This is a genomic window from Verrucomicrobia bacterium CG1_02_43_26 (genome assembly GCA_001872735.1).
Classification (GTDB): Bacteria; Verrucomicrobiota; Verrucomicrobiia; order Opitutales; family CG1-02-43-26; genus CG1-02-43-26.
In genome coordinates this window covers 19,548-39,193 of record MNWT01000006.1, presented here as the reverse complement: position 1 = coordinate 39,193, position 19,646 = coordinate 19,548, and the positions used below count along the sequence as shown (strand labels likewise).

Annotated in this window: 21 protein-coding genes; 14 read left to right on the top strand and 7 right to left on the bottom strand. The window is 43.9% G+C overall.

The window, feature by feature from the left end; all coding sequences use genetic code 11:
• Positions 1-61: 61 nt before the first annotated feature.
• Positions 62-364, top strand: coding sequence for a hypothetical protein (locus tag AUJ82_02340; protein OIO60283.1), 303 nt, complete (start codon positions 62-64; stop codon positions 362-364).
• Positions 365-408: 44 nt separating this feature from the next.
• Here the strand turns inward: AUJ82_02340 and AUJ82_02335 are convergent, their stop codons facing one another.
• From AUJ82_02335 to AUJ82_02325, 3 genes are all read right to left on the bottom strand, one after another.
• Positions 409-852, bottom strand: coding sequence for a hypothetical protein (locus AUJ82_02335; GenBank protein ID OIO60282.1), 444 nt, complete (start codon positions 850-852; stop codon positions 409-411).
• Between the two features lie 133 nt (positions 853-985).
• Positions 986-1,498 (bottom strand): phosphatidylglycerophosphatase A, encoded by a 513-nt coding sequence (locus tag AUJ82_02330; protein OIO60281.1) that lies wholly within the window; start codon positions 1,496-1,498, stop codon positions 986-988.
• Positions 1,495-2,082, bottom strand: a complete 588-nt coding sequence (locus tag AUJ82_02325) for a CDP-diacylglycerol--glycerol-3-phosphate 3-phosphatidyltransferase (protein OIO60471.1) — start codon at positions 2,080-2,082, stop codon at positions 1,495-1,497. The genes AUJ82_02330 and AUJ82_02325 overlap by 4 nt, the downstream gene beginning before the upstream one ends.
• Before the next feature lie 82 nt (positions 2,083-2,164).
• Here AUJ82_02325 and AUJ82_02320 point away from each other — a divergent pair, with 82 nt between their 5' ends.
• The 3 genes from AUJ82_02320 (at position 2,165) to AUJ82_02310 (ending at position 5,694) form a co-directional block, all read left to right on the top strand.
• Positions 2,165-2,647, top strand: a complete 483-nt coding sequence (locus tag AUJ82_02320) for a pantetheine-phosphate adenylyltransferase (GenBank protein ID OIO60280.1) — start codon at positions 2,165-2,167, stop codon at positions 2,645-2,647.
• Entirely contained in the window at positions 2,647-4,056 is a 1,410-nt protein-coding gene (locus AUJ82_02315) for a hypothetical protein (protein ID OIO60279.1), read from the top strand. The genes AUJ82_02320 and AUJ82_02315 overlap by 1 nt, the downstream gene beginning before the upstream one ends.
• 102 nt (positions 4,057-4,158) lie before the next feature.
• Positions 4,159-5,694: a hypothetical protein gene (locus tag AUJ82_02310; GenBank protein ID OIO60278.1), complete on the top strand. Its 1,536-nt coding sequence runs from the start codon at positions 4,159-4,161 to the stop codon at positions 5,692-5,694.
• A 15-nt stretch (positions 5,695-5,709) separates the two neighbouring features.
• Here the strand turns inward: AUJ82_02310 and AUJ82_02305 are convergent, their stop codons facing one another.
• A complete protein-coding gene (locus AUJ82_02305) occupies positions 5,710-6,999 on the bottom strand; it encodes a hypothetical protein (GenBank protein OIO60277.1) in 1,290 nt (429 codons plus the stop codon).
• A gap of 40 nt (positions 7,000-7,039) precedes the next feature.
• Here AUJ82_02305 and AUJ82_02300 point away from each other — a divergent pair, with 40 nt between their 5' ends.
• From AUJ82_02300 to AUJ82_02285, 4 genes are read left to right on the top strand one after another with little or no spacing between them, the layout of a single operon-like run.
• On the top strand, positions 7,040-8,914 hold the full coding sequence (locus AUJ82_02300; protein OIO60276.1) for a transcription elongation factor GreAB: 1,875 nt from the start codon (positions 7,040-7,042) through the stop codon (positions 8,912-8,914).
• Positions 8,915-8,919: 5 nt separating this feature from the next.
• Positions 8,920-9,747 (top strand): hypothetical protein, encoded by an 828-nt coding sequence (locus AUJ82_02295; protein OIO60275.1) that lies wholly within the window; start codon positions 8,920-8,922, stop codon positions 9,745-9,747.
• A gap of 3 nt (positions 9,748-9,750) precedes the next feature.
• Positions 9,751-10,584, top strand: coding sequence for a hypothetical protein (locus AUJ82_02290; protein OIO60274.1), 834 nt, complete (start codon positions 9,751-9,753; stop codon positions 10,582-10,584).
• The gene (locus tag AUJ82_02285) at positions 10,577-11,512 is read left to right on the top strand and encodes a transcriptional regulator (protein OIO60273.1); all 936 of its coding nucleotides are present in this window, start codon (positions 10,577-10,579) and stop codon (positions 11,510-11,512) included. Before AUJ82_02290 ends, AUJ82_02285 begins: the two co-directional genes overlap by 8 nt.
• On the opposite strand, the gene AUJ82_02280 is transcribed toward AUJ82_02285, so the two are convergent.
• Positions 11,509-13,260: a phosphoenolpyruvate--protein phosphotransferase gene (locus AUJ82_02280; GenBank protein ID OIO60470.1), complete on the bottom strand. Its 1,752-nt coding sequence runs from the start codon at positions 13,258-13,260 to the stop codon at positions 11,509-11,511. The two genes, AUJ82_02285 and AUJ82_02280, sit on opposite strands and share 4 nt — an antisense overlap.
• Positions 13,261-13,322: 62 nt before the next feature.
• Positions 13,323-14,225: a 4-(cytidine 5'-diphospho)-2-C-methyl-D-erythritol kinase gene (locus AUJ82_02275; GenBank protein ID OIO60272.1), complete on the bottom strand. Its 903-nt coding sequence runs from the start codon at positions 14,223-14,225 to the stop codon at positions 13,323-13,325.
• A gap of 68 nt (positions 14,226-14,293) precedes the next feature.
• Between AUJ82_02275 and AUJ82_02270 the strand changes: the two genes are divergently transcribed.
• From AUJ82_02270 to AUJ82_02260, 3 genes are read left to right on the top strand one after another with little or no spacing between them, the layout of a single operon-like run.
• Positions 14,294-15,013: an orotidine 5'-phosphate decarboxylase gene (locus AUJ82_02270; protein ID OIO60271.1), complete on the top strand. Its 720-nt coding sequence runs from the start codon at positions 14,294-14,296 to the stop codon at positions 15,011-15,013.
• A 1-nt stretch (position 15,014) separates the two neighbouring features.
• A complete protein-coding gene (locus tag AUJ82_02265) occupies positions 15,015-15,731 on the top strand; it encodes a hypothetical protein (protein ID OIO60270.1) in 717 nt (238 codons plus the stop codon).
• On the top strand, positions 15,728-16,216 hold the full coding sequence (locus AUJ82_02260; protein ID OIO60269.1) for a 2-C-methyl-D-erythritol 2,4-cyclodiphosphate synthase: 489 nt from the start codon (positions 15,728-15,730) through the stop codon (positions 16,214-16,216). Before AUJ82_02265 ends, AUJ82_02260 begins: the two co-directional genes overlap by 4 nt.
• 3 nt (positions 16,217-16,219) lie before the next feature.
• On the opposite strand, the gene AUJ82_02255 is transcribed toward AUJ82_02260, so the two are convergent.
• Positions 16,220-16,636: a nucleoside-diphosphate kinase gene (locus tag AUJ82_02255; GenBank protein OIO60268.1), complete on the bottom strand. Its 417-nt coding sequence runs from the start codon at positions 16,634-16,636 to the stop codon at positions 16,220-16,222.
• Between the two features lie 163 nt (positions 16,637-16,799).
• Here AUJ82_02255 and AUJ82_02250 point away from each other — a divergent pair, with 163 nt between their 5' ends.
• The 3 genes from AUJ82_02250 (at position 16,800) to AUJ82_02240 (ending at position 19,613) form a co-directional block, all read left to right on the top strand.
• On the top strand, positions 16,800-17,729 hold the full coding sequence (locus AUJ82_02250; protein ID OIO60267.1) for a signal recognition particle-docking protein FtsY: 930 nt from the start codon (positions 16,800-16,802) through the stop codon (positions 17,727-17,729).
• Positions 17,716-18,810 (top strand): 3-dehydroquinate synthase, encoded by a 1,095-nt coding sequence (locus tag AUJ82_02245; protein ID OIO60266.1) that lies wholly within the window; start codon positions 17,716-17,718, stop codon positions 18,808-18,810. Before AUJ82_02250 ends, AUJ82_02245 begins: the two co-directional genes overlap by 14 nt.
• A 71-nt stretch (positions 18,811-18,881) precedes the next feature.
• Positions 18,882-19,613 carry a hypothetical protein gene (locus AUJ82_02240; protein ID OIO60469.1) on the top strand — a complete coding sequence of 244 codons (732 nt, stop codon included), beginning with the start codon at positions 18,882-18,884 and terminating at the stop codon, positions 19,611-19,613.
• Positions 19,614-19,646: the final 33 nt, after the last annotated feature.

The window sequence follows — 19,646 nt, the reverse complement described above, 5'->3', positions numbered from 1 at the left end:
TTTTTTATAAAATACTCGTCTTAGGCTTCTTACTGCAGGACTTCGAGTGCTTTAAATCACAATGAACCACGCCAAAAATACCACATGTAGCACGATATTGGTAGCAACCGGCGGCGCCGATATCGTCTACAACGACACCCCAGCCGCACTAAGTACCTGCGAAGCAGATATCGCCACTATGCTTCATACCGATGAGCCGGATCCAGAAGACTTGGGTGCACTAAAGAACTCCATAAGCGAGCTAACAGATAACCCTAGCCAAGGAGGCAATTTATCCGAATCTCTCAAAACGGTTCCCAGTGATACGCGTAAGATGTTAGATCAGCTCTTTAGGGCAGAATATAGGGCAATCTACACCCATTAAGCCTGAAGAGCTGATTAAATTGTAAACTGTTCTATTGTTGGGAGTTATTCTTTATCGCCTTCCTTTACCAAGCGTTCAAACTCTTGCACGACTGCTTTGACTGTTTCTTCATCGCACGTTTTCTCTAGTCGTGCAGTAAGGTCTTTTTTCATCTCAGTAAATGAGGGTCGATTCTTGGCATTGATGTAAGTGCCGAAAAATTCAGAAACAGTGGTATAGGGTTCTGCGTTTTTTTGATATTTTTTCAACACACCATTGAGTAATGGTAGTAATGCGTCTTTTTTGCTTGTGTCAGAATAATCCATTTCTTCTATTATTTCCCATTCATCCAAGTCTTTACTGTTAACTTCTACCAATTTTTTGTTTATATCGAAATTTTTCATCCCTTTTTCTTTATCAACTTTTTTAAATTTTGATAAAACAATATCATCGGATTCACTAGTGCTGGTTGATATTAATTTACTAAAGTTTATTCCAAATATTTTCATGACAATCCACCCTGATTTAATATTTAATTGATTTTAACTAAACATAGCTCAGTTTTTGACGAAATCAAGTAGACTGGGTGTTTTGCTTGTAATTCGTTTGTGTAGAATTATTTGCGATTTATTTCAGATTGTCTTAAACAATCAGCCACCATCCCAAAAACACTACATGAAGAACGATATTCGTTGCAACAGCCGCGGCAATATCATCGATCACGACACCCCAGCCGCCGGGCAATTCTTGGAGGCGTTTTATGCCGATAGGTTTCAGGATATCGAAAAAGCGGAATAAAATAAAGCCAAGGAGCAAAATGAACCACACGGGGTAGCGATCAAAGAGATAGCCCATGCCAAAAAAGCAGACGGGAATGGCCACAAATTCATCCAAAATGACCTCTGGGGGGTCTTTTTTCATCAAGCGCACTTCGGCTTCTCCGCAAAAGGCGATTGCCAAGTAAATGGTCACGGCTAATAAAGTTAAATATCCAAGAATGCCGATTTGGTGAAAGACCAATGTGTAATAAATAATGCCGGCGGCGGATCCTACCGTCCCGGGCGCTTTTCCCCAATACCCCAAAGGGCCTAGTGTAGACACGCCATTGATAATATTAGAGGGTAGGCTTTTAGGCCAGTGTGGTTGGCGTATCATAATGGGTTTTTCAAGAAAAGGTGTTTATATTTTTGTATGTAATAGAAACCGGATTGCAGGGTGAGCAGCGTTGCCAGAACAAACAGCCCGAGCCCGCAGTAATAGACGATTTCAATGAATTGTAGGTTGATCCACCGCCCGTAATCGACCACAAAAGCGTAGTCACAAATCAGTGTGCCGACGCTAAAGAGCTGAATGAGTGTTTTGATTTTACCGCCCCTTTCTGCGGCTAAAATGGTTCCGTGGCTAGCTGCAATCAGGCGAAGACCGGTTATTAAAAACTCTCTTCCTAGGATAATTAGTACCAAGAACAGGGACCAATTTGGCAATATGCCAATGGCAAGTAGGGTTATAATGACCCCCAGCACAAATATTTTATCCGTTAAGGCATCCAGTATTTTGCCAAAATTGGATATATTGTTGTTCTTGCGGGCTAAGTAGCCGTCAAGCCAATCAGAAAGGCCACCTATTACAAACAGAATAAACGCAATGGTAGCGGCACCCATCCAACTACAATAGAGCAAAGCTGCTATCACGAATAATAGAGGAATGCGGGAAAAGCTGATTGCGTTTGGTAAATTCACTGTATTCAAGCTAACCATAAGTAAAATCAGTAAACAAGCTTGAATGTAAGATTAAAAGCATTACTCTGAGAGGGTACAGATTATGAGAAAAGCAATCTATCCCGGAACCTTTGATCCCATCACGAAAGGGCACCTAGATGTCTTAGGGCGAGCCTGCCACTTGTTTGATGAGGTGGTTCTTGCGATCGCAAACAACTCTCAAAAAACACCCTTTTTTACAAAAGAGGAGCGGCTGGAATTAGCAAAAGAAAATGTAAAAGATTTTAAAAACGTTGAAGTGATCGGATTTGAGGGCTTAACGGTAGACTTGGCCAGGAGGATCGGAGCAATCGCCTTAATACGGGGCATGCGAGCCGTTTCTGACTTCGAATTTGAATTCCAAATGGCTCAAATGAACCGTCAAATGGACGAAAGTGTCGAAACCATTTATTTAATGCCCAGTCACGATTACTTTTTTACCAGCTCTACTTTGATCAAATCAGTTGCCCGCTTTTCTCCCGAGCGCGTAGAGAAACTTGTGCCTGAAAATGTACTGAATGCCTTTAAAGCAAAACTCGCACGATAATGACCAACACACCCGACATCAAAAAGATCAATAGGAAAAGAACCATGGTTCTTTTCTTAAACATATTTCTTAATTTAGCGGGGTTTGCGATTATTTTGCCGCTGGGTCCTGCCATCATGCAGCACTATGTTGAGCTCTCCCAGAGTACGGGCGGATCGTCAATGTTGACTGCGTGGATAAGATTTTCTGAGGAGATGGCAAAGCTCATCGGACATGAAAACCCGGTTCACATCACCCAAGTCTTCTTCGGTTGTATGTTGGGCGCTTTATACGCCCTCGGTCAATTTCTGTTTGCACCCTTTTGGGGGCGGTTATCGGATCGTTTTGGCAGACGCCCCATCTTGCTCGTCACAATCATTGGAACAGGCTTAAGTTATATTATATGGTTTTTTGCCGGTACCTTTGAGTTATTTATAATCTCTCGAGCACTGGCGGGTATAATGGCAGGCAATCTTGCCGTCAGCACCGCAGCCATGGCGGATATAACAACACGTGCAGATCGCGCGAAGGGAATGGGTATTATTGGTGCTGCGTTTGGGCTCGGTTTTATTTTAGGGCCAGCGATTGGGGGCATCTCTTCCCAATTTAATTTCCTACAGTATTTTCCTTCATTAGGAGCTTACGGTGTTTCCCCGTTTTCAATGCCAGCTTTGATTGCGTGCGCCTTATGCGTCTTGAATTTGATCTGGATCATGACTAAATTTCCTGAAACGCTGGAAGAGAGCCAACGAGGCCAGAGCGATGTTCTTACTTGGAAAGACAGAATTCTGGGGATGTTCGTCCAGGGCACGCGCCCAATCCGTTTGACGAATAAAATTTATCTTTGCTATATTATTGTTTTCAGCGGTATGGAGTTTACTTTGCCCTTTTTGGCATCAGAGCGCTTTGGCTATAGCCCAAAGGCAAATGGCTATTTATTTGTTTATATAGGATTTGTGCTCGTTTTCGTGCAAGGTTTTTTGGTGAGGAAGCTGGCAGCCCCATTTGGCGAAAAAAATCTGGCATTAATCGGAAATGTATCCGGCTTAATTTCCTTTCTTATTATTTCGCTAACCCATTCCGAAAACCTGTTCTTCCTGGGGTGCGCATTTCTTGCCCTTTCCGTAGGCTTGGTTACGCCTAGCCTCTCCGCATTGGTATCTTTGTTTAGCGATGAAAGAAATCAAGGGCGATATCTCGGCTTATTTCGCTCGGCGGGTTCCTTGGCAAGAGTGCTTGGACCTGTAACGGCTGCGTTATTGTTCTTTTACTTTGGAGCAAGAGAAACTTATCTATTTGCCGCCGGATTACTCATTTTGCCGGTGTTTATGATTTTCTTTGTTCCTGAACCTAAAAAAATGACCTTGAGACAAGGCGTTACCTTGCCAGAGGAAAATGAAGAAATTTCCGTAAGTGTACGCCAGGATTAGTAGATTTTTTTTAAAATAATATTTACAAGGGCATTATTCCGTATCATAAGTAAGGTGTGATGGCAGTGTTGGCTGTCACACAATATTCTACCCCGGCCCCTTATGAAAATTGGAACAAAGATATTGCTCTCTGTTATTGCAGCAATTCTCGTTGCAGCGAGTGTCAGTTTGTTTGTACAACGTTACAGCATTAGAGAACAAGGCATTCAACTTGCCAAACGCGAAATGCAGTCCATCGTAATAGAAGCCGAAACCGTACGGGAAAATGCCGCGTGGTTGGGGCGAAAGAACGCATTTGCAAGAGAGCGCTTGTTAGAGGAATTGAACGAGGTCGATGATTTTCGAGAGGCAACAATTTTCAGCACCATTCCAATTATTGCCGCAATTAAGGCTCTTGCTGAGGTTGCTGAAAAGCAGGATCTGGTGTTTCGCGTGGTTCGTAACCAAGCACGCAATCCGGCAAATGAACCCAATGCGTTCGAAAGCAAAATACTGGATTACTTTAAGGATGGTAGTGGGCATACAGAATTTTTTGAAGTAGATGAGGAAAGGGGCATGATTGTCTACGCAAGGCCTATTATCTTATCACCGGAATGCTTGGAATGCCATGGCAGTCCAATGAATAGCCCAACGGGCGATGGCAAAGATTTCTTAGGTTTTCAGATGGAGGATTGGCGTGCGGGAGAAATGCATGGCGCGTTTATTTTATCTTCGCCTATAAAAAACGTAGAAAGGGTTGTGCGCGCCGGTTTCAGGAATTCTGCTTTGTGGTTAGGTTTAGTTGTATTGTTTGTAACAGGTGCCTTTTATTGGTTGATTCGGGAGTCAATTATTAAACCGCTTCTTAAGTCTATCGATCTTTGTAACCGTACTTCAGAGGAGACAGCCAAGGCATCACAAAAGATTTCTGCGGTCAGCCATTCGCTTGCGGAAGGCGCGAGTGAGCAGGCAGCTTCTTTGGAGGAAACAAGCGCCTCGTTAGAACAAATCACGTCACTTACGGAATCGAATGCCGCAAATGCCCACAAGGCAAAAGAGCTTTCAGGACAAGCGAAGAGCTCGGCTGCTTTAGGCCACGAGTCTATGCGTGAAATGTCTGAGGCGATGGTGGAAATTCGAAACTCTAGTGATAATGTTGCTCAAGTGATTAAGACAATTGAAGAAATTGCTTTCCAAACAAATATACTTGCGCTCAATGCTGCCGTTGAAGCGGCTCGCGCCGGTGAGGCAGGGCTTGGTTTTGCGGTTGTTGCCGATGAGGTGCGCAGCCTTGCGCAACGCTGTACAGAAGCAGCACAGAATACAAGTCGCTTAATCGATAAGGCCAGGCTTAGTGCGGACAAGGGTAATAAGATTTGCGAACAGGTAAACGAAAATCTGGAAGCGATCGTGAAAACGGTCAATGAAGTGAATGCGAATGTCGTTCAAGTTGCGGAATCGTCACAGGAGCAAAGCCAGGGAACAAACCAAGTGAAGTCCGCGGTGATCGAGATGGATAAAATTACGAATCAAACGGCTTCGAACGCAGAGCAGGCAGCAAACGCTTCTAGTGGTTTAAGTGAACAGGCAAACGACTTGCGCCGCGCAATTAAGCAGCTTTACAATATTATCCACGGAAATAAGAAAACGAGAGATTGATCCTGTTTAGGCTAACTATTCTTTGCGCGCTAACAAGAAAGCGCCTGCGCCATCTCTATTTTCTTCCCACGGATAAATTAATTTTGTTTCTTTTAGCTCAAAGGTCGGATTTTCCGCGAGGAAGACCTTTACTACCGCTTCGTTTTCTGCTTCATCGATACTGCAGGTGCTATAGACTAATTGACCTCCGGGCCGAACAAATCGAGCTGCTTGCTGCAACAGCTTTTGCTGCAATTCGGGAAGTTGCGTGAAATCATTTTCAGTCAAGCGCTCTTTGATATCGGGGCGCCGTCTAATAACCCCGGTGTTCGAGCAAGGCACATCGAGTAAAACTGCATCAAAAAGCTCAGGGACATTATTTTCGCTTAGCACAGCTTCTGTTAATTCAAACACATCGCAACCGATGATTTGGCTCGTAACATTTTCCGGTGCTTTGAGTAAATTTTCTTTTAAAAGAGTAAAACGTTTATTGGGGAGATCCACAGACGCAAGCATGCCGCCGCCTGCCTTGGCCAGTTCATCTGCCAATAAAAGGCTCTTACCTCCGGGAGCAGCACAAAGATCCAGCATATGCATACCTTTTTTAAGAGTGAGTAGCTTAGGTGAAATTTGAGTCGAAGGATCTTGTATGTAAATGTCGCCTTGCGCTAAGAGGGCTTCCACTTTGCTCCAGTCTTTTCCCGTGTAGCGATAAAAATCGTCCCAAGGCGTTTTCTCAAATAGATCTACGGGAAGGGGCACATGATTGCGTGCTCGTGCATATATCGCAGGCGGAAGTTGATTCCACTTGAGATAATTTTTTGTTATCTCTATGCCAAACTCCTTTTCCCAGCGTTTAATTAACCATACGGGATGGCTATAGCAAAGGGCTAATTCGTTTAGTGAGCCCGCTTCTGCCAACTCCTTAACTTCTGCCAGACGAATCGATGCTTTACGCAAAACCGCATTTACAAAGCGAGACTCTCCTACGCTCAGGTTATGTTTCGCAAAATCCACCGCGAAATGGATGATTTTCGGGGCATCTTCTGGTTTCTCAAAGATTTCAAATAAACCTATAATCAGTAACGCCCTTAGCCCTAAATTCGGTTGCTTTGTATAAAGGGGCTCTAAGACGTTGTGGATCAAAGACCAGTGGCGTAAGGCTCCCAAAAAAAGGAATTGACTGTTCCTGCGCGCCTCGACATTATGATTTTTTACGAGTTCTTCTAATAAGTAATCAGCCTTTCTAGGTTTTTTGATGTATTTTTTGCATAAATCTATGGCTAATGCCCAGGGAAGTTGACTTTTATCACATTTATATTTCATTTTTTCAAAATTTTAGACGCATTATAACACATTAATCACTATGAATAAAGAAGCGATCGATCGGCTCATCCAAAAAAAACCAAAACTAAAGAGCGTGAGACACGTTCTTGAAAAAATGGAGAGAGGCAATTATTGTATCCATCGAAGCTGGGGCTTTGGTGAAATCAGAGATTATGATGAGGTTAGTGGCAAACTGATCATCGATTTTGAGGGTGGAAAACAATCCCATCCAATGGATCCTGCTTTCTGTGTTGATAAACTCGAAATGCTGGAAAATGATAATTTACTTGTCCGTCAATGTAAGGAGCCGGAGGTCATTGAAGAAATGATCAAGAAACAGCCCGTTGAGCTAGTCGTGGAAGTACTTTCAGCTTCTCCGGAAGGCACAATGTTCCAGACAGAGCTAGAGCGCTTTTTAACGCGTCTTTTAGGGGCGACTCGTTTTCGCAAATGGTGGAATGTCACCAAGAAACTTCTCGTTCGTGACCCTCGTGTTGCCGTTCCTGTTAAAAAGAACGATCCATACATCTTGCGTGATGAACCTTTAACCTCAGAGCAAGAAATTCTTGAAGAGTTTTATGCTAATAAACACCCTAAGAAGAAGATCCTCCTCGCCGAAAAATTATACCAACTTTCCGATAGCGTAGAAGAGATTGCGAATGACTTGCCGCAAATTCTTGATGACCTTACTGAAGCCGTTAAAATGGCCAAAAAGCTCAATCAAGCCGAGCGCTTGCATGGCGTATGGGTGCGTAATGACTTGGGTCGCCACTTGTGCGAAGATGTTGAGGTTTTAGAGCCGACATCTACTTCCATTATTAAAGAAACAGACAATTTATCAGAATTGGCGGAAGAATTGCCTTCTTCCTATTTTAAACGCTTCCTTGACCTCATCAGCCGTGTTTACCCGGATGATTGGAATACGGTAACCCTTAATTTACTGCGTAACAGTAGTGGCAAGTTCACCAACGAGTGTATCGTTTTCCTAATGGAGCGTGGCTATGGTGACTTGGTGGCGGAGTCTTTCCAGAAATGGTTAAACGAACAAGCCCTCAAGGGACCTGTGCTTCACTGGATGGTTAAAAATCGCAATACGCGACGTTTCCAAAAGCTTACCAAGGGCCTCATTAATGCAAGGCTCTTAACCGCTATCTTCCACGCGATCGATAACGAAGCGCTTCAGCAAACAGGTCATCGCCGTATTCTTTTGGGGGACATTCTTTCAGACGATCAGGAACTTATTCCGGACTTGCTTTCAGAAGCAAACTACGAAGTGGCTCAAGATTTAGCTCAAATGTTATTGCTCAATCAAGGATTTGAGGAACTTTCTAAAAAATCCCTATTAGCTCGTTTTATCAAGATATTTCCAAATATCCAAAATCTTGTCGCAGGGGATGCTTCTCAAGTACAAGAAAGTGAGAAACTGGTCGTCTCAGACGCAAGTTTCCAGGCTCGTAAAAAAGAGTACGAAGTTTTGGTTAGCCAAAAAATTCCTGAAAACAAATTGGCCATCGCCGAAGCCAGAGAGCATGGTGACCTTCGTGAAAATGCCGAGTACAAAATGGCTCGCCAGGATCAGGATACCTTATTGGCACGAAAAGCCCATTTGGAATCAGAGCTTTCTCGCGCAGTTGTCACAGACTTTGAAGATGCCACCGGCAAGCAAGTTGAAATCGGCTCTGTTGTAACACTCACCCAGAAGTCTTCTGGTAAAAAGCATGAATATGCTATTTTGGGTGCTTGGGATAGTAAGCCTGAAGAGGATATTCTTTCTTACAAAACACCTTTAGGCCAAAGCCTTCTTTCTAAAAAGGTGGGCGATACGGTTAAAACAGAAATCGATGGCAACGAAGAGGTGTGGACTATTGATAATATCGTGCGTTGGGTAGATCAAAATAAAGTATTAACCTACTGAGCATAATGGATGTCTTTGCAATAACTGATTCTATCGCGAACGTTTTATTGGTTATTAACCATACAAACGTAATGCTGGTTCTCGGCGCGGTAGGGCTGGTATTGTTTGATAGAAATATGTTCGCCCGAGCCATCATTTTATTGGGGTTTGCCTTTATTTTTAAAGGCTACCTCAAGGATGTTTGGCAAATGCCGCTTCCTTTGAACGGAGAAGAGCAGGGTGTTGTCAACTGGGCTTTCCCGAGCGGTCATACGGTAACCATGGTTGCCTTTTTCGGTTGGCTTGCTTGTGCGACAAAGAGCACTAAGGTGCGGTTTTTCTTGGTCAATCTCTTGTGGTTTATTGCTTTGTTTACGATCTATCGCGGTTACCATTATGCCATTGATATCATTGGCGGAATATTTTTTGGAAGCGCTATCTTGCTGGCTTCTTATGTTTTGCTTAGATTTCGTTTTTTGCAGAACAACTTATTTGCCTATGCGCTCCTCTTTCTTGTTCCAGCCTTTTGTATGGCCATTTCCAGTGACGGTGCGCGTATTGCCTCAGATACTTGGTTAGGGCTTGGTTTAATGGGTGGAGTTGCCGTGGGTAGTTTTTTCCACTTTGAATTTGTTAAAGCGCGTGATCCCTTTTCATCTCTTATGATTGTGATCGGTAATGCCCTTTTTGCCATTTTGCTTTTATATGCAATAAAGCCCCTTGGCGGCGTTATCTCTCCTTTAATATTAAAGATGATCACTTGGTTTGTTATATTTTTCTGGGTATCCAGCGAAGCATTAGCAGCGACTTATTACAAAGGTTTCTCGAATTACCTTCAGAAAAAAGGCATTTAGCACATGATCCTAGATTTTATCGCGCAGCTTTTCCTGGTAAGCGTTAAGTTAATTGCAAGCGCTTTAGTCATTGGTTACTTGTGCGGAAACAAGGAGTACTTGGTGCGCACGCTTTTCATTTTCGCCTTTACTATGATTCTGAATCCGTATTTGAAATATTTGTTTCAGATTCAGGAATATCCAGGGGCAACCGGTTATGGGTGGGTGTTTCCTAGTGGCCATATGCAAGCCTCTTTTGCTTTTTGGGGTTGGCTCGCCGTGGAATATCGCAATAGATTTTTTTCTTGCTTTGTGATCATATTATTAACGGGCGTGGCTTGGGGGCTCATTTATTTCGGCTATCATACTTTGCTAGATGTTTTAGGGGCGATTTCGGCAGGGTTAATTACTTTTGTGGGATACGATCGTTTGCGAAAAATAAAGCTATTTCAAAAGCATGTTTATTTGTTAGGTTATCTCCTTTTGCTTGTATCAATTCCTTTGATACTCACTTATCCCCAAAAATTGTATGTCATTAGAAGTCAAATCTGGATAGGAGTTGGTCTTTTATTGGCGTTTCCGATTGCATTTTTAATTCAATCGCGCAATGAAATGAATTTTTCTTTTTATCAAAAAGTATATGTAGTGGCTCTCGCGGTGTTAGGCGTTCTTTTAATTAATGTAGGCGTGCAATGGATTCACGGCGCGGCACCTTCGTTTTCTATGCCTGTGTTAGTAACCATTCAATATGTGTTGACGGCCCTATGGGTTGGCGCAGGCGTTAGTTTGTTGTTTGCTCTTTTGTTAAAAAAGTGGATCCAGTTTAAAAAAGTAAAAACAGTTCAGGCACATGGTTGAGCATTGCGAAATTCTAAAACTGTTGGGCGATTCAACGCGGCTTAGAATGCTGCAACTCTTGTTTAAAGAGGAATTGTCCGTTGCGGAGTTGCAGAAAATTTTAAATATGGGTCAGTCAAGAATCTCTACGCACTTATCGCTATTGAGGCAGGCGGAGTTGGTGAATGTGCGAAAAGAGGGCAAAAAAGTTTTTTATTCCTACAGGGAGCAACCGGATAGAGCAGTCGAGGGGCTTATGCAAAACGTATTCGCGGTTACCCAGTCGCAAGCTCAAGTGCGGGCAGACTTCAAGCACTTGGTTCATATTTTGGATAAACGACGTAAGGTTTCAGAGGAATATTTTAATTCCATTGCCGAACGTTTGGGGAAGAATTACTGCCCTGGTCGATCATGGGAAAGCATCGGGCATATGTTGTTGCAGCTTACCCCAAATCTTGTTTTTGCTGATCTAGGCTCAGGAGAGGGCGTGATTGCCCATTTGTTGGCTAAAAAAGCAAAGCATGTCTACTGCGTGGATAGTAGCCCGAAGATGGTTCAAGTCGGTTCCGATATCGCAAAAAAACATGAGTTGGTAAATCTAACCTATCAGTTGGGGGATATTGAAAGCGTTCCGCTTTCAGATAATTCAATCGATGTTGCTATTTTGTCTCAAGCGCTCCATCACGCAAGCCGCCCGCAGGTGGCTATTAACGAAGCTTACCGGATTTTGAAGCCAGGGGGTCGCTTGCTCGTACTGGATTTGAAAGAGCATAAGTTTTTAAAAGCAAAAGAATTGTATGCGGATCGATGGCTTGGGTTTAGCGAAAATACGCTTTATCAATATCTCAAAGCAGCTGGCTTCCAACAAATTGATGTCTACAGTGCGTCAAAAGAAACAAGGGAACCGTTTTTTGAAACGCTTCTGGCGGCGGGCACAAAGGGGAGCTAACGCACTTTCTTTTTAGCGAGAATGCTATGTAGCTTTTCAAAATAAAATTTCTTCAGCTTTTTGGCGGTATCAACAGAGCTTTTGTTTTCCAGAACCTCACGGACGAGTGCCTTGAGCTCTACGGATGTCACGGAGCGCATTAAATATTTTATTTCAGTGTAAGCCCCCGGATTAAGGCTTAAATTATGCACGCCCATACCGAGCAATAAAGGCGCGTACAGAATGTCACCGGCCATTTCCCCGCAAACATTGATCTCTAGCCCATGCTGATGACAGCTTTGAATAATGTGGTCAAGGGTGCGTAAAACTGCCGGGTGCCCTGGGTTATACATGAAAGCTACTTTCTCGTTCAAGCGATCCACTGCTAAAATATATTGTATCAAATCATTTGTGCCTACGCTGATAAACGAGCAGTGATCCTTTAAGTGGTCGATGATCATCATAATGCTCGGCACTTCAATCATCACGCCGATCTTTATGTTGTTGCTGTAAGGGATTTTCTTTTCATCTAATTCGCGTTTAGTTTCCGCTAGCAAGGTGTTGGCCTCGATGAGTTCTTCTAATCCACTAATCATGGGGTACATGATACGTACGTCACCATGCGCGCTTGCGCGTAGAATGGCGCGTAGCTGGTCTTTGAAAAGCGCTTTGTGTTCTAGGCAAAACCGAATCGCGCGAAAGCCTAAAAATGGATTTTGCTCTGTGGTATAAAACAAGCTGCCTTGTTTTTTGTCTCCGCCTAAATCAAGCGTACGAATCACGACGGGCTTCGGGCTAAATGCCTGAACGATCTTTTTATAGTAAATGTATTGTGTTTCTTCAGATGGAAACCTGTCTTTTACCATAAACAAGGATTCGGTTCGAAAGAGGCCAACACCATCACTGGATAACTCCATCAAGTCTTCGGCATCTTCAGATCCATCTATGTTAAGCATAATCGCATGCTTTTCTCCGTCTAACGTTTGGGACGGCAGCATCTTGCAGGAATCATAGATCGCTTGTATCTGGTCGCGCTCTTTTTGAAATTGCGCGTACTTCGTCTTTGTTTCTTCTGTGGGATTGACGAATACAAGCCCTTCGTAGCCATCAATCAATAGAAAATCATCCGTCTTGACGACACTCGTAATATTAATCAATCCAACAACCGCGGGTATCCGTAACGAACGAGCCATAATGACGGCATGGCTTGTCCTGCTCCCTGTATCTGTAACAAACCCTAGCACTTCGCCTTTTTTCAAGCTACCGGTGTCAGATGGTTTTAAATCAGAGGAAACAATGATTTTTTGTTGGCTTATTTGTACGAGGTTAAGGCGAGTTTCGCCTAAAAGGTTTTCAAGAACCCGCTTGGCGACATCTCTAATATCAGTGGCTCTTTCTTTGATATACTCGTCATCAATTTTATCAAATGCTTCTATGTAACGCTTTACAACGGCTTGAAAGCAGTAATCGATATTGTATAAGCTTTCCTTGTGTGACCGAATCGTCTCGTCCACTAAGGCGCGATCTTCCAAAACAAGCAGATGGGCATCAAATATCTGTGCTTCTTCTTCCCCTAACTTTTGGGCAACTTCTGTGCGAACTTTCGCGATTTGTTCTCGCGTCTTTATAAGCGCCTGCTCAAAACGCAATATTTCACGCTCGGACTCATCCGCTGTTACATGATATAGCGGAATTTCCAATTCCTTCTCCAGAAAAACGAATGCCTGACCTTGTGCGATTCCTGGTGAAGCCGCAACGCCTTTATACACTCTTTCTGTGAAGTCTTCTTGAGGCATTAAAATCGTTGGTTTAATAATTCGTCCGTTGTTATTTATAAAAAGGTTGTTTCCGCGATGAAAGTTTTTTCTCCCAAGATATTTCTAATATGTCGTTTTATTTCATCCAAGGGGGCTTCATCTTTTTTGTAGAGGAGAAAACAGGTGCTCCCGCTTCCGCTCATCGCACAGGGCAGGCAAAATAATTCACGTATTGCCTGAAGCAGTACTTCAATGATGGGATACTTGCGCATTACCACCGTTTCCAAGTTATTATAAAGAACGCTATTAATGTTTTTATGAGGGTATTGCTGTAACGAATCGCAAAATCTTTTAAAGCATAATTCAGCAGTGGCTTCAATTAAATAATTTTCTGAATTATTCCGTATTAATTTGTACGCATCGACGGTTTCAATCGAAAAAAATGGCTTGAAAAGCAGGACGCCTATGTTCTTTTTAGGAAACTCAATTGCTTGGATGCGCTCCCCACGGCCTCGCATGACAACGGCTTTCTTTTCTAGAAACAGAGGGCAGTCGGAGCCTATGCTTGCTGCTATGTCATGCAGTGTTTCCTTGGCTAGTATGTTGTTGTTGAGCTGATTGAGGCCTAATAGCGTAATCGCGGCATTGCTGCTTCCGCCTCCTAATCCTGCTCCCATTGGGATTTTTTTGTTCAACTTTATCGTAACGCCTTGTGCAAAGGGAGCTACTTCTCTATATTTTTTAATGGCTTTGAATATTAAGTTATTCTCGCCGGTTGGCACATGGGGATTCTCGCATATCAGGCAGTCATTGTTGTCACTTGTTAAACTGATCTCTAATTCGTCTCCAAAAGCAAGGGGGGCTGCCAGGCTTAATAAATTATGATAGCCGTCTTTGCGCAAATGGGTGATGGCTAAAAATAAATTAATTTTAGCGGGCGAGTGTAATGAAATCGTTTGTTGACAATCGGTTTTCACGTTTTCAATTATGAAGTAATTTTTTAAACTGTCACTTTTTTAATTTTATCGATAAAATTGAATTCAAAATGTCCCAAACCACACACACTCACACCCATCTTATATTGGCTTTGGATTTACCGGAGCGCGATCAATCACTACAATTCCTTCGCAGAATGGGGCACCATTGCAAATGGGTTAAAATCGGTTTGCAACTCTATACGCGTTACGGCAAAGATTTCGTTCGCGAGGTGGCTGACCTTGGGTACAATGTCTTTCTTGACCTCAAATTGCATGATATCCCTAATACCGTCTCTTCTGCTATCAAGAGCTTATCAGATTTACCCATCAAAATGCTCACTTTGCATACGTCAGGTGGTGAGGAGATGATCAAACGAGCGGTTGAAACAACCAAGGACTACAATCCCGCTATCCTCTTATTAGGGGTCACGGTTCTCACAAATTTAGATAAGCCTGCACTTGAGCAGATCGGTTTTTCGCAAGAGCCTAAAGACCTCGTTATTCGGCTTGCTAAAATGGGAAGTAATGCTGGGCTAAAGGGTTTTGTATGTTCGCCAGTGGAACTGCCCTTGCTGCGCGAAGCATTGCCCAAGGATACCGTTATTGTCACACCGGGAATTCGTCCACAAGGAGCGGAGGTATTTGATCAAAAACGAATCGCAACGCCCTCGATTGCCGCCAAAGAAGGGGCTTCCTATATCGTAGTCGGGCGGCCTATCTTGGAATCTACTTCACCTCAGGAAACGATTCTTTCGATCCTTAACGAACTCCAACATCCCGTTAAATAATATGTCAAATGCAGCTATACTCTTGGCCGCTGGAAGGTCTGCCCGCATGCGTGGCGAGGTCGAGGATAAGATTTCAATTAATGTCCTTAATTTTCCAGTGTTCTTTTATTCACTTAAAGCGTTTGCGGAATCGGACAAAATGGATTTCTTTGCCGTTGTTTATCGAAATGAAATCCAACGGGAAATTTTTCAAAAACTTGTAGAGGCTTATTTTCCCAAAATTTCCGGTTACGTTAAATGGGTACAGGGGGGAGATGCACGGCAAATCTCCGTTTTTAATGCATTGCAAGTTATACCGGAAACAATCGAATATGTTTTCATTCACGATTGCGCCCGACCGCTTATCCAGACAAAGCATATCGATGCGCTCGAAACAACGGTCAAAAAAGACAAGGCTGTCACATTGGCTCATCATATTACAGATACCGTAAAGCGCAATGTCTCTCATTCAAATCGTCTTTATCGTTGTGAACTTGAGGATGTCGATCGAGACACCCTATGGGCTATGGAAACACCTCAGGTCTTTGAACGCCAGCTCATATACGATGCCTACAAGAATGTTTTTGATAACAATAAACTCGTCACGGATGACGTGTCTGCCGTTCTATTGCAAAAAATTCCGGTGTCCATAATCGAGAATTTTGATCCTAATCCCAAAATCACTTATCCTATCGATCTCCAATACATCCAATTCCTCCTGGAAAATAAAGTTTCATGAGCGCGCCTTTTAGAATCGGCTATGGTTACGATATTCACCCGTTTGAGGAGGGGAGACGGTTAATTCTCGGAGGTGTCGATATCCCTTTTGAAAAGGGGTTGAAGGGTCATTCGGATGCGGACTGCCTTAGCCACGCGATTGCGGATGCTATTCTTGGTGCTGCTGGGTTGTCTGATATTGGTACTTATTTTCCGAATACAGATTCTAAGTGGAAGGATATGGATTCTCAAGATATCCTGCGCAAAGCCAGCCGGGAAATAAATGCCCATGGCTACCTCGTGGGAAATATAGATGCCATGATCATTGCCGAGGAACCCAAACTAAGCCCCTATCTGGCTCAAATGAAAGAAATCCTTTCGAAAAGCCTGTCCTTGCCTGTCACCTCTATCGGAATTAAAGCAACGACGAATGAAGGGGTGGGGGATATTGGGCGCGGGCTTGCTATTGCTGCCCACGCCACTTGCCTGATTTACAAGCACGCTTAAATCTTAAGCAAAAACTTCTTCGCTTGCAAAGAAGCGTTCGATTTCATCAGCCGCAGCTTCTGGGCTATCAGAAGCGTGGGCGATGTTTTCCATCTTGCCTTTGCCCATATCGCCTCTAATGGTTCCCTTAGGAGCAATTGTAGAATCTGTTGGCCCTAACAATTCGCGTGTCAGTTCGATTGCATTTTCGCCCTCTAGGATCACGATCATGACCGGTGCAGATTGCATAAACTTCACTATTTCTGGGAAGAATGGTTTATCTGCGTGGTGAGAGTAATGCTCGCGCAATAAACGCTCAGAAAGCGCCTGCATTTTGCAAGCAACAATCTTTAAGCCTGCCTTGCATAGGCGCTCTAATACTGCCCCGGCAAGGTTTGCATTCATACAATCTGGTTTTAATATAATGAGTGTCTTTTCCATTGTGATCTTATTAATAAATAATGTAAGCAGTTTAGGTTGAATTCTCTTGTAGCGCAAGCAATTATATCGTTATGCCCATTTAGATCAGGTGGGAGAACTTGGTTTACCCAGTAATTGACACTCAACGCCTTACCTGCTTTAATAAATCCGTTTATTATAGGTAATGCAAAGTTTGTTTAGTAAGTTTAAAAGTGGGTTGCAAAAGACAACTCAAAAGATCTTCGGCTCCTTGAGCAATTTGTTTGGGGGTAAAAAGCTGGATACCGCATCTATCGAAGCGCTGGAAGAGGCCCTTTATCAAGCTGATTTCGGGGTGGAAACAGCTACCGAGATTATTGATGAGGTTAAGGAGGCTTATAAAAGGGAAAAGAACCTTCGTGGGCAACAAATTGCCGATATTGCAGCAACTGTCCTTAAGCGTGTGTTAAAGGGTGCTGAACCGGCAAAGCCCATTGGCGAATCCGAGGGGCTTGAGGTGCTTTGTTTACTAGGGGTAAATGGTGTCGGCAAAACCACAACTGCGGGAAAACTGGGTTGTCTCTTTAAAAACAAGGGCTACGGCGTCCTGCTGGGAGCGTGTGATACGTTTCGCGCCGCCGCCAATGAACAGATCAAAACGTGGTCAGAAAACCTGGGCATCGAGATCGTTGCCAGTCACCATGGCGCGGATTCAGCCGCCGTGGCGTATGATGCCTACAGCGCCGCCAAAACGCGTGGCCACAAGGTGCTTATTTTAGATACCGCGGGTCGTTTGCATACCAAGCTGAATCTTATGCAGGAGCTTTCTAAATTAAAGCGCGTATTGCAAAAGCAGGATCCTTCCGCTCCTCATCACTCTCTCCTTGTTGTTGATGGTAGTCTTGGCTCGAATTCCATAGACCAAGCGCGTATTTTTCATGAGCACTTTGGTCTTACGGGATTAATTGTTACTAAGCTTGATGGTACTAGCCGCGGGGGCGCTTTGGTCGGCATTTACAGAGAGCTGGGTATCCCTATTTATTATGTGGGTTTGGGTGAAAGGGCGGAGGACTTGCAGCCTTTCTCCGTAGAGGATTACGTAAACGCTTTGTTTGATTTTAATGAAAACGCCTGACACACAATCGCTCACAGTAGAGCTAGGAGAACGTTCTTATCCCATTACTATCGGGAAGGGGATTGCCGGCGATATTAAATCATTTATCAAGTGGCTTACTGGCTCCGTTGCCTTAGTCACAGACATAGGTGTCGCCCAGTGGCAGCAAGCATTTATTAAACAAGCCTTCGGCCAAACACCAACAATCGTCCTCCCGTCGGGCGAGAAAACAAAATCCTTGGCTTCGTTAGCAGACGTTTACGATTTTCTCGTTCAAAGCAAATTGGACCGTAATTCTTCTTTGTTCGTCATAGGCGGTGGTGTTATGGGAGACCTCGCAGGCATGGCCGCGGGCACCTATTTGCGTGGAATCGATTTCTATCAAGTCCCTACAACGCTCCTTGCGATGGTAGATAGTAGTGTGGGTGGAAAGACATCGGTCAATATTCCTGCGGGCAAAAATTTGGTCGGTGTCTTTCATCAGCCCAAGGGCGTTTTTATAGATGTGGATTTCCTTAAAACACTTCCGGAACGGGAATTTAGCGCGGGTATGGCAGAGGTCGTGAAATGCGGTCTCTTAGCAGACAGGGCTTTCTTTGATGACCTGCGAAAGCATCCCGTATCACCTATCGATACGAATCGCCTTATCGCTATTATTCACCGCAGTTGCGCTATTAAGGCCAGTCTGGTTCAAGAGGATGAGCGGGAGGATACGTCATCTACCGGTGGTCGGGCGTTACTCAATCTCGGGCACACGTTCGGGCATGCTATCGAAGTAGTGGCAGGGTATGGGGAGTACTTACATGGGGAGGCAGTTAGCATCGGTCTTTGCCTGGCAGCATGTTTGTCTCATGAATTAGGCTATATCAGCGAGCAAGATGTCACTTCCGTTTACGAAGCACTCACGGCTTGTGGACTTCCAACGACTTTACGTTCTCCTTTGAATATAGATGATTTAATCAATGCGATGTACCGCGACAAAAAAACTATCGGCGGCAACCTGCGTTTCGTAGTCATGCAAAAAATCGGGCATGCCGTTGTGCAGGGTAATATTGATCTGGAGCTTGTTAAAAAAATATGGAAAACAGTAGGATGCTTTTAAGCGAAGAGACGGGGGCCATTCACCCAACCGCTATTATTTCAGATACGGCTCAAATTGGGCGGAACACAACCATAGGCCCTTACTGTATTGTGGAGGACGATGTTGTTATTGGCGAAAATTGTACGCTGGCGGCAAATACAGTTATCCGTAGGGGCTCTATTTTGGGAAATGGCATTTCAGTAGACAGTTTTAGTGTCATCGGTGGCGCACCTCAAATTAAGGATTTTGATGTCTCGATTCGCGGGGGGGTAAAGATCGGCTCTCATGTCGTTATTCGGGAACATGTTACCATTCACCGCAGTTCCGTTGAGGGAGGGTATACTTCGATCGGGGAGGGCAGTATGCTCATGGCCGCTAGTCACGTAGGGCACGATGCCATCGTGGGCAATCAGGTGATATTAGCCAATGCCGTTTTATTGGGAGGATTTGCCCAAATCGATGACTATTGCTTTATGGGGGGAGGCGCCGGTGCCCACCAATTTTTAAGAATAGGGGAGGGCTCTATAATCGCCGGTGGCGCCCGTATGACGCTTGATACGCCTCCTTTTTCAATGATCGCCGAACGCAACGAGCTTGCAGGCCTCAATTTAATCGGTTTGAAGCGTCGTGAAATTCCTCGTGAGGAAATTATTGAGCTCAAACGTTGTTTCCAAGCCGTTTACAGCACCCAGGGGAATCCTTACGAAAAAGCCAAAAAAGCAAAAGAAGAGGGTCTTGCTTCAACACGCTGTGCGGAAGTGTTCTTGTCCTTCTTTGATCAAAAGGGCAAAAAAGGAATTATCTCTTCTCTGCGAACGGGGTAACTAGGAATAGAAGATTTTATGTTGGCTTTTTCT

Excerpts from the sequence above, each read along its gene's own strand:
- AUJ82_02340 (OIO60283.1), top strand. The coding sequence starts at position 62 with ATGAACCACGCCAAAAATACCACATGTAGCACGATATTGGTAGCAACC.
- AUJ82_02335 (OIO60282.1), bottom strand. The coding sequence starts at position 852 with ATGAAAATATTTGGAATAAACTTTAGTAAATTAATATCAACCAGCACT.
- AUJ82_02330 (OIO60281.1), bottom strand. The coding sequence starts at position 1,498 with ATGATACGCCAACCACACTGGCCTAAAAGCCTACCCTCTAATATTATC.
- AUJ82_02320 (OIO60280.1), top strand. The coding sequence starts at position 2,165 with ATGAGAAAAGCAATCTATCCCGGAACCTTTGATCCCATCACGAAAGGG.
- AUJ82_02315 (OIO60279.1), top strand. The coding sequence starts at position 2,647 with ATGACCAACACACCCGACATCAAAAAGATCAATAGGAAAAGAACCATG.
- AUJ82_02310 (OIO60278.1), top strand. The coding sequence starts at position 4,159 with ATGAAAATTGGAACAAAGATATTGCTCTCTGTTATTGCAGCAATTCTC.
- AUJ82_02305 (OIO60277.1), bottom strand. The coding sequence starts at position 6,999 with ATGAAATATAAATGTGATAAAAGTCAACTTCCCTGGGCATTAGCCATA.
- AUJ82_02300 (OIO60276.1), top strand. The coding sequence starts at position 7,040 with ATGAATAAAGAAGCGATCGATCGGCTCATCCAAAAAAAACCAAAACTA.
- AUJ82_02295 (OIO60275.1), top strand. The coding sequence starts at position 8,920 with ATGGATGTCTTTGCAATAACTGATTCTATCGCGAACGTTTTATTGGTT.
- AUJ82_02290 (OIO60274.1), top strand. The coding sequence starts at position 9,751 with ATGATCCTAGATTTTATCGCGCAGCTTTTCCTGGTAAGCGTTAAGTTA.
- AUJ82_02285 (OIO60273.1), top strand. The coding sequence starts at position 10,577 with ATGGTTGAGCATTGCGAAATTCTAAAACTGTTGGGCGATTCAACGCGG.
- AUJ82_02270 (OIO60271.1), top strand. The coding sequence starts at position 14,294 with ATGTCCCAAACCACACACACTCACACCCATCTTATATTGGCTTTGGAT.
- AUJ82_02265 (OIO60270.1), top strand. The coding sequence starts at position 15,015 with ATGTCAAATGCAGCTATACTCTTGGCCGCTGGAAGGTCTGCCCGCATG.
- AUJ82_02260 (OIO60269.1), top strand. The coding sequence starts at position 15,728 with ATGAGCGCGCCTTTTAGAATCGGCTATGGTTACGATATTCACCCGTTT.
- AUJ82_02255 (OIO60268.1), bottom strand. The coding sequence starts at position 16,636 with ATGGAAAAGACACTCATTATATTAAAACCAGATTGTATGAATGCAAAC.
- AUJ82_02250 (OIO60267.1), top strand. The coding sequence starts at position 16,800 with ATGCAAAGTTTGTTTAGTAAGTTTAAAAGTGGGTTGCAAAAGACAACT.
- AUJ82_02245 (OIO60266.1), top strand. The coding sequence starts at position 17,716 with ATGAAAACGCCTGACACACAATCGCTCACAGTAGAGCTAGGAGAACGT.